This window comes from Caldimonas sp., assembly GCF_046289365.1.
Taxonomy (GTDB): domain Bacteria; phylum Pseudomonadota; class Gammaproteobacteria; order Burkholderiales; family Burkholderiaceae_C; genus Caldimonas.
This window is the reverse complement of sequence record NZ_JBKBVU010000128.1, coordinates 1-9,005: the sequence shown is the minus strand read 5'-3', so window position 1 is coordinate 9,005 and position 9,005 is coordinate 1. Positions and strand designations below refer to the sequence as shown.

General features: G+C 67.8%; 8 protein-coding genes. 5 read left to right on the top strand and 3 right to left on the bottom strand.

Annotation, left to right across the window (positions count from 1 at the left end; translation table 11 throughout):
• The coding region (locus ACK42S_RS12480) for an alpha-1,6-glucosidase domain-containing protein (protein ID WP_409707847.1) at positions 1 to 2,445 on the top strand (2,445 nt) is incomplete at its 5' end.
• Positions 2,446 to 2,610: 165 nt separating this feature from the next.
• Entirely contained in the window at positions 2,611 to 4,482 is a 1,872-nt protein-coding gene (gene htpG, locus ACK42S_RS12475) for a molecular chaperone HtpG (RefSeq protein ID WP_409707844.1), read from the top strand.
• A 4-nt stretch (positions 4,483 to 4,486) separates the two neighbouring features.
• On the opposite strand, the gene ACK42S_RS12470 is transcribed toward htpG, so the two are convergent.
• From ACK42S_RS12470 to ACK42S_RS12460, 3 genes are all read right to left on the bottom strand, one after another.
• Entirely contained in the window at positions 4,487 to 5,491 is a 1,005-nt protein-coding gene (locus ACK42S_RS12470; RefSeq protein ID WP_409707841.1) for a serine/threonine protein kinase, read from the bottom strand.
• A 28-nt stretch (positions 5,492 to 5,519) separates the two neighbouring features.
• Positions 5,520 to 6,290, bottom strand: coding sequence for a DUF2726 domain-containing protein (locus tag ACK42S_RS12465; protein ID WP_409707838.1), 771 nt, complete (start codon positions 6,288 to 6,290; stop codon positions 5,520 to 5,522).
• Between the two features lie 166 nt (positions 6,291 to 6,456).
• On the bottom strand, positions 6,457 to 7,203 hold the full coding sequence (locus tag ACK42S_RS12460; RefSeq protein WP_409707835.1) for a GNAT family N-acetyltransferase: 747 nt from the start codon (positions 7,201 to 7,203) through the stop codon (positions 6,457 to 6,459).
• A gap of 357 nt (positions 7,204 to 7,560) precedes the next feature.
• Between ACK42S_RS12460 and rplM the strand changes: the two genes are divergently transcribed.
• The 3 genes from rplM to ACK42S_RS12445 all read left to right on the top strand — a co-directional run.
• On the top strand, positions 7,561 to 7,989 hold the full coding sequence (rplM, locus tag ACK42S_RS12455) for a 50S ribosomal protein L13 (RefSeq protein ID WP_019561105.1): 429 nt from the start codon (positions 7,561 to 7,563) through the stop codon (positions 7,987 to 7,989).
• A gap of 9 nt (positions 7,990 to 7,998) precedes the next feature.
• A complete protein-coding gene (rpsI, locus tag ACK42S_RS12450) occupies positions 7,999 to 8,391 on the top strand; it encodes a 30S ribosomal protein S9 (protein WP_409659944.1) in 393 nt (130 codons plus the stop codon).
• A 172-nt stretch (positions 8,392 to 8,563) separates the two neighbouring features.
• Positions 8,564 to 9,005 (top strand): Gfo/Idh/MocA family oxidoreductase (locus ACK42S_RS12445; protein WP_409707831.1); only part of this gene is annotated, 442 nt, incomplete at its 3' end.

Below are 9,005 nucleotides of genomic sequence, written 5' to 3'. Positions count from 1 at the left end.
GGGGCCGACGGCTTTCATGTGCTGAGCACCACCACGCTGGACACTGCACTGCGCGAGCGCTTCCGCCACCTGGCGGGTGCACCGGCCTTTGCGTTGCCGGTGGCCGCGGCCTCCGAGGTCCGCTCGCTGCTCAAGGGCCAGCTCGTCGTGGCGCGCCTGGTCCAGGGCCAAGTCACCCACGCCACGCAGTTGCAGATCCAGGGGGTGCTCGACGATGTGTATGCTGCCCAGGCGCGCCCGCAGACGCTGGGATTGAGCTTCGACACGCAAGGCCGTCCGGTGTTCCGCCTGTGGGCGCCCACGGCGCGTTCGGTCGAGCTGGCCATCGCCGGGCAGCCGCTGCGTGCCATGACCGAGGATCCTGGTTCTGGCGTGTGGAGCCACACCGGCGAAGCCGACTGGGTGAACAACGCCTACTACACCTACCGGGTGCAGGTCTATTCGCGCCAGGACGGCGGCGTGGTCACGAACACCGTGACCGACCCCTATGCCCTCACCCTCAATGCCAACAGCCAGGCGGCGATGGTGGCGCGGCTCTCCGATGCGATGTTCAAGCCCGCCGGCTGGGACGGCCATGCCATCCCGCCGCTGCAGGCGCCCTCGGACAGCGTGATCTATGAACTGCACGTGCGTGACTTCTCGGCCAACGACGCCACCGTGCCGGCGGCGCACCGCGGCAAGTACACCGCCTTCGCGCAGACCGGCACCGACGGCGTGCGCCATCTGCAGGCCCTGGCCTCGGCCGGCCTCACCCACGTGCACCTGTTGCCCACCTATGATCTCGCCACCATCCCCGAGACCGGCTGCGTGACGCCCTCGGTCACCTCCGACGGTCCCACCAGCACGGTGCCGCAGGCCACCGTGGCCGCCACCAAGGACGAGGACTGCTTCAACTGGGGCTATGACCCGCGCCACTATGGCGCTCCCGAAGGCAGCTACGCCAGCGATGCGGCCGACGGCGCGGTGCGTGTGCGCGAGTTTCGTCAGATGGTGCAGGCCCTGCACGGCAACGGCCTGCGCGTGGTGCTCGACGTGGTCTACAACCACACCAGCGGCAGCTTCCTCGACCGCATCGTGCCGGGCTACTACTACCGCCTCAACGGCGACGGCTTCATCGAGCGCTCGACCTGCTGCGAGAACACCGCGCCCGAGTACGCGATGATGGAAAAGCTGATGATCGACACCCTGAAGACCTGGGCGGTCGAGTACAAGGTTGACGGCTTCCGTTTCGACATCATGGGCCACATTCCGCTGGCCGCGATGCAGGCCGCCCGCACCGCGGTGGACGCCGCCGCCGGCCGCCCCTTGCTCTACTACGGCGAAGCCTGGAACTTCGGCGAAGTGGCCAACGACCGACAGTTCGTGCAGGCCCGCCAGGCCCACCTGCGCGGCACGGGCATCGGCTCCTTCAGCGACCGCATCCGCGACGCCATCCGCGGCGGTGGTCCGTTCGATGTGGGCGACGCGGTGCTGCGCCGCCAGGGCTTCGCCAACGGACGCTGCTACGACAACAACGCGCTCAACGGCAGCACCTGCACCTCGGAGCAGCGCGAGGAGCTGCACTACCAGCAGAACCTCATCCGCTTGGGGTTGGCCGGCAGCGTGCACGACTTCGTGCTCAACGGCCGCTTGGCGTCCTCGTACGACTATGGTGGCCAACCCGCCGGCTACACCGCCGATCCGCACGAGGTCATCAACTACGCCGGCGTGCACGACGGCGAGACGCTGTTCGACATCCACCAGTTCAAGCTGCCCGCCACGACCGCGGCGTCCGAGCGCGCGCGGGCCCAGGTGGTGGCCCTCGGCACGGTGCTGATGGGCCAGGGCATCCCCTTCCTGCATGCGGGCGACGAATTGCTGCGCAGCAAGAGCCTGGACCGCGACAGCTACAACGCCGGCGACTGGTTCAACCGCATCGACTGGTCGGCCACGACCAATTACTTCGGCACCATGGGCCTGCCCTCGGCCGAAAAGAACCAGGCCGAATGGGACCGCATGCGCCCCATTCTGAGCAACACCAACATTGCGCCGTCGGCCGCTGACATCCGGGCTACCCGCGACGCCGTGCTCGACCTGCTGCGCGTGCGCCGCGACACCACCATGCTGCGCCTGCGCAGCGGGGCCGATGTGCGCGACTGCGTCAGCTTCCCCGACGCCGCCAACCAGCGCGACGGCCTGATCGTGATGCGCGTGACCGGTCGCAAGAACGACGGCAGCCTGTGCGGGGACGGCCGCTATGCCAACCTGGTGGTGCTCATCAACGCCGCACCCAACGTCCAGACCTATGCCGTGGCCGCGCTGGCGGGCCGCAGCCTGAGCCTGCACCCCGTGCTGGCCGGTGGCAGCGACCCCCGGGTGCGGGGCGCGAGCTTTGCCTCCGGCACCGGCAGCTTCACCGTGCCCGGCCGCAGTGTGGCCGTCTTCGTGGAGCCTGCAGCCCCCTGAACCGGCCGCCGCCCTCGTGACCCCGGGGCCCCGAGGCCGGCCCCGGCTTCCCGCCCGCCCTCACCCGGCGGGCTTTTTTTCGGCCGGGGTCTTGAAGCCCGCCGACTCGCCCCCATGTTGTGCGCTCATCTGTGGGCTGCCGGCCCCTTCCTTTCCAAAGACGCCATGGACAAGCAAATCCTCTCCTTCCAAGCCGAAGTCAAGCAGCTGCTCCACCTCGTCACCCACTCGCTGTACTCCAACAAGGAAATCTTTCTGCGCGAGCTGATCTCCAACGCCTCGGACGCCTGCGACAAGCTGCGCTTCGAAGCCCTGCACCACAACGAGCTCTACGAGGACCAGCCCAACCTCGAAATCCGCGTGAGCTTCGACAAGGCCGCGCGCACGATCACCATCAGCGACAACGGCATCGGCATGAGCGCCGAAGAGGCCATCGCCAATCTCGGCACCATCGCCAAGAGCGGCACCCGCGAGTTCATGGGCCGCCTCTCGGGCGACCAGCAGAAAGACGCCCAGCTCATCGGCCAGTTCGGCGTGGGCTTCTACAGCGGCTACATCGTGGCCGACCGCATCACCGTGGAGTCGCGCCGGGCGGGCCTCAAGCCCGAGGAGGGCGTGCGCTGGAGCAGCGAGGGCACCGGCGACTTCGAGGTCGAGCCCCTCACCCGCGCCCAACGCGGCACTGACGTCATCTTGCATCTGCGCGAGAGCGAGGCCGATTTCCTCAGCCGCTGGCGCCTGAAGTCCATCATCGGGAAGTACTCCGACCACATCTCCCTGCCCATCCTGATGCGCAAGGAGGAATGGGACAAAGACAAGGGCGAGTACGTCCTGAAGGACGAGTGGGAGACGGTGAACCAGGCCGCGGCCCTGTGGACCCGCGCCAAGGGCGACATCACCGAAGAGCAGTACCACGAGTTCTACAAGCAGATCAGCTACGACACCCAGGCCCCGCTGGCCTACACCCACAACCGCGTCGAGGGCCGCACCGAATACACCCAGTTGCTCTACATCCCGGCCAAGGCCCCCTTCGACCTGTGGAACCGCGACAAGCGCGGCGGGGTGAAGCTCTACGTCAAGCGCGTCTTCATCATGGACGACGCCGAGGCGCTGATGCCGGTGTACCTGCGCTTCGTCAAGGGCGTGGTTGACAGCGCCGACCTGCCGCTCAACGTCTCGCGCGAGCTGCTGCAGGAAAGCCGCGACGTCAAGGCCATCCGCGAGGGCTGCACCAAGCGTGTGCTGTCCATGTTGGAAGATCTCGCCGAGAACCACAAGGACAAGTACGCCCAGTTCTGGAAAGAATTTGGCGCGGTGCTCAAAGAAGGTGTGGGCGAAGACAACGCCAACCGCGAGCGCCTGGCCAAGCTGCTGCGCTTTGCCTCCACCCAAGCCGACGATGGCCTGGTGTCGCTGGCCGACTATGTCTCGCGCATGAAGGATGGCCAGGAGGCCATCTACTACATCACCGCCGACACCCTGGCCGCCGCCAAGAACAGCCCCCAGCTCGAGATCTTCCGCAAGAAGGGGATCGAGGTGCTGCTGCTGACCGACCGCGTCGACGAGTGGATGCTCAACTACCTCTACGAGTTCGACGGCAAGCCCCTGCACAGCGTGGCCAAGGGCGCGGTCGATCTCGGCTCGCTGCAAGACGAGGAAGAGAAGAAAAAAGCCGAACAGGCCGCCGAGGCCTTCAAGCCCATCGTCGAGCGCCTGAAGGAAACGCTCAAGGACAAGGCCAAGGACGTGCGCGTCACCACCCGCTTGGTGGACTCCCCCGCCTGCCTGGTGGCCGACGAGGGCGAGATGAGCGCCCACCTGGTGCGCCTGCTCAAGCAGGCCGGCCAGAACGCGCCGCAGACCCGCTTCATCCTCGAGATCAACACCGAGCACCCGCTCGTCCAGCGCCTGGACGGCAGCGAGCGCTTCGAGGATCTGGCCCACATCCTCTTCGACCAGGCCTTGCTGGCCGAGGGAGGGCAGCTCGAAGACCCGGCCGCCTACGTCAAGCGCGTCAACGCCTTGCTCGCCGGCTGATCCCTCACACCGCCAGCGGCGGCTCGGCCATCGCCTCCAGCTGCTCACGCAGCTGGACCACCTGGCCACTCCACCAGGCCGAGCTGCCGAACCAGGGGAAGGCGGCCGGGAAAGCCGGGTCGTCCCAGCGCCGCGCCAGCCAGGCGCTGAAGTGCAACTGGCGCAGCGTGCGCAGGGCTTCCACCAGGTGCAGCTCGCGCCGGTCGAAGGCCATGAAATCCTCGTAGCCGGCCAGCACCTCGCTGAGCTGGCGTGTCCGTGCCGCGCGGTCGCCCGACAGCAGCATCCACAGATCCTGCACCGCCGGGCCCATGCGCGCATCGTCCAGGTCCACGAAATGCGGGCCGGCCTGCGTCCACAGGATGTTGCCCACGTGGCAGTCGCCATGCAGGCGCAGGCGGGCCACCTCGCCGGCTGCCTCGAAGCAGCGGCGCACGCCATCGAGCGCCGCCCGCGCGGCCGCCGTCCAGGCGGGCGCCACGTCGGGCGGCACGATGCCATGATCGAGCAGCCAGGCCAGCGAGTCCTCGCCGAAGCTCGTCACGTCCAGCCAGGGCCGGTGCACGAAGGGCCGCAGCGCGCCCACGGCATGGATGCGGCCGATGAAGCGGCCCAGCCATTGCAGCGTTGATGCATCGTCGAGTTCGGGCGAGCGCCCGCCGCGCCGTGGGCTCACCGAAAAGCGGAAACCCTCGAACTGGCCCAGGGTCTGCCCGGCCGCCGCCCCCGACAGTACCAGCGGCGCCACCACGGGAATCTCGGCCTGGGCCAGTTCGCAGGCATAGGCATGTTCCTCGAGGATCTGCGCGTCGCTCCAGCGCTGCGGCCGGTAGAACTTGGCCACCACGCTGCTGCCGTCTTCCAGGTGACACAGGAACACGCGGTTCTCGTAGGAGTTGAGCTGCAGCAGACGTCCGTCGCCGCGCAGCCCGGCGTGGTCCAGGGCGTCGAGCACCAGATCGGGGGTCAGGCGGGCGTAAGCGTGGGCAGAAGAGGTGGGGTCGCTCATCCCGACATGCTACGCGGCCGGCCGCCGTTCAGTGCCGCGGGGCGGCCGGCGCCGCAGAGTCCACCACCACGCCGCCGATGTCGCTGGGCCGTTCGGCGGGCCATGCCGCAGCGGCCGGTGGCAGAGGGGTGAAGCCGCTTTCGACCATGCCGTCGAGCCGGCTGTCGGGTGCGAAGAAAGAGTCCTGCGCGAACGCCGAGTCCTGCCACAGCGCGCTGCGCTGCTCGCGGCGCTGGCGCACCGTGCGCTCCAGCGTGTGGCGGGCATCGTCCAGCGGCGACGGGGCGCTGGCTGCTCCGCGTGTGGCCGGCATCGGCAGCGGGCTGTCGTGCAGCACCAGGCGCTGCACCTCCAGCAGCGAAGGCAGGTCGTCCACCATGAAGCACAAATAGCGCACCCGACAGGCGTTGAGCACGCCGGTCTTGATGGCCGTGGCGCGGCGCGATCCGCCGCGCGCGCCCTCGATGTCGATGGCCGCGATCACCCGGCCGTTGAGATTGCAGATCGCAAAAGTGACATGCAGGTTGCCGATGAGCTGGTGCCAGTAGCCGGCCCGCTCGGGCTCGCTGGCCTGGGTGAAGCGCGTCAGCGGCAGCTTCACCAGGATCGCATGCTCGGGAAATGCCTCGCGCAACTGGCGGTACATGCGCCGCTCGTCGGCGGTGAACACCGGGCGCAGCGTCAGATGCCATTCGCGCGGCAGGGTCTCGCCACGATGCCGGTGGGTGATCCACAGGCTCAGACCCGCCCCCAGCAGCACGGAACTCACCACGACGAGAATCAGGGTCAGGGATTGCATGGCCATTGCGGAAGGGGGCCCGCAACGTCAGGGGCGCTCGCGCTACCGCGTGCCGCCCGTGGGGCCATCACATGGACGCGATGCTAAGGGCGCCTGGCTGCTGCGGCCATCGCCCAGTTGAGGGGCCAGGCCGCGGTGCGGGCCTGGCGGCCCGTGGGGCGCCCGTTCAGCTGCTGCTCGGGTGGTGCGGTCCGATGTTGGCCTTCACTTCGGCCAAGGCATCCAGCCACTCGGCGAACCGGCGGGCGTGGAGCTTGAGCCGGTAATCCATCTCGGCGGCCTGGGTCTCCAGCAGGGCCTCGAAATGCGTGGCCAAGGTGTCGGGCGGCAGCTTCAACCAAGCCTGGGACTCGCTGCCGTCGCGCACCACGGTTGCCCCCGCCTTGCGGGCGATCTTCAGCATGGCCGTGTTCTCGCTCAGGGCGTGGATGTAGAGCGTGTCGACCTGCCGGTTGCGGGCGTGCATCACCGCCCGTTGGAACAGCCGGGCCCCGTAACCGCGCCCGCGGGCCGACTTCGACACCGACACCCCGAACTCGACCATGGCCGGTTGTCCGCGGACCTGCTGCGGCGCCTGGTAGGCCAGATGGGCCACCGCGATGAGCTGCAGCCGCCGGTTGAAGATGCCGAAGACCTCGTCGCGCTCGAAGTCGAGCTTGTGCACGTACTGTTCGATCTGGGCGTCGCTGGCCGGGTAGCCGAAGCGCAGGTAGCGATCCTGGGCGTCCAGCCCCAGCAGGTGGGCCAGGATGCGCGGGCGGTGCCGCGGCGCCAGCGCGCGGATCGGCACCCAGTTCGCCAGCCAGGACGGCGTACCAGGGCCCTGGGGCGGGGTCTGCGGTTCGGACTGGGGCCGGTCGTGTCGGTCCAGTCCATACTTCGGCCGGCTCAGGATGTCGCCGGGGTAGCCCATGACATGCTCTCCGATAAGGGTTAACCCTAGTATGCCTCGAAATCACGGATCTGGCCACCCCCCGGGCCGACCGCCGCGAAGGCCGTGAGGTCTTCTCATCAAGCCGCTGTGGCACGGCCGGCCTGGCAGCCGGCCCCGCGAGCCTGTATACTTGCGCGTTTTCCCGAGTGCAACCCCGGGAAATGCGCTGCCGGACTGGCGCTCTTTCGAGTCGGCCCAGGTCGATTCCCAAAAGCTTTGGTCGGGTGGCGTTGTGGAAGATTCCCGTGCCCCAGGGCCTAAGAGGCTGCAAACCACAAGCAGCACCGACCGCCTGCGCGGAGCTTCCAGGGTTGGACCTCACTGATCGGAACTTCCATGAAAACCTTCAGCGCCAAGCCCGCTGACGTGAAGCACGATTGGTTTGTGATCGACGCCACCGACAAGGTGCTCGGACGAGTGGCCAGCGAAGTCGCTCTGCGCCTGCGTGGCAAACACAAGCCCATCTACACGCCCCACGTCGACACGGGCGACTACATCATCGTCGTCAACGCCGACAAGATCCGCGTCACCGGCAACAAGGCCGAGGACAAGATCTACTACCGTCACTCCGGCTATCCGGGCGGCATTTACGCCACCAAGTTCAAGGACATGCAGGCCAAGCATCCCGGCCGCGCCTTGGAAAAGGCGGTCAAGGGCATGCTGCCCAAGGGCCCCCTGGGCTACGCGATGATCAAGAAGCTGAAGGTGTATGCCGGGGCCGAGCACCCGCACACCGCCCAGCAGCCCAAGACGCTGGAAATCTAAGGAGCGGCGATGATCGGCAATTGGAACTACGGCACGGGCCGGCGCAAGTCGTCGGTGGCCCGCGTCTTCCTGAAGAAGGGTACCGGCCAGATCCTGGTCAACGGCCGCCCGGTGGACCAGTACTTCGGCCGCCAGACCTCCATCATGGTGGTCAAGCAGCCCCTGGTGCTCACCAACAACGATGGCGCCTTTGACATCAAAGTCAACGTGCATGGCGGCGGTGAGTCCGGCCAGGCCGGTGCGGTGCGTCATGGCATCACCCGCGCCCTGATCGACTACGACGCGGCGCTCAAGCCCGCGCTCAGCCAGGCCGGTTTCGTGACCCGCGACGCCCGCGAGGTCGAGCGCAAGAAGGTCGGTCTGCACGGCGCCCGCCGTCGTAAGCAGTTCAGCAAGCGCTGACACGCCCACCCCCTACGGCCTGCGGCCGCCCCCTCAAGGGGGCACCGCTGGCGGACCGGCAAAGCCGGATCCGCGGCGGTCGCTGGCAAGGCGGTTGCAACAAAGGCTACCTTCGGGTGGCCTTTGTGCTTTCCGCTCCTACAATGAATGATTCTTCGCTGGAGAGTTGTAGATGATCAAGGTCGGCATCGTCGGGGGAACGGGTTACACAGGCGTCGAGCTGCTGCGCCTGCTGTCGCAGCATCCCCAGGTGAAGATCACCGCCATCACCTCGCGCAAGGAAGCGGGCATGCCGGTGGCCGACATGTACCCCTCGCTGCGCGGCCGGGTGGACCTGGCCTTTACCACGCCCGACGAGGCCCGGCTGAACGAATGCGATGTGGTGTTCTTCGCCACCCCCCATGGCGTGGCGATGGCGCAGGCGCGCGAGCTGCTGGCCGCGGGCGTCAAGATCATCGACCTGGCGGCCGACTTCCGCCTCAAAGACACGGCCGAGTTCGAGCGCTGGTACGGCATGCCCCATGCCTGCCCCGACCTGCTGGCCGAGGCGGTCTACGGACTGCCCGAATTGCATCGCGAGGCCATCCGCAAGGCTCGCATCGTCGGCAACCCCG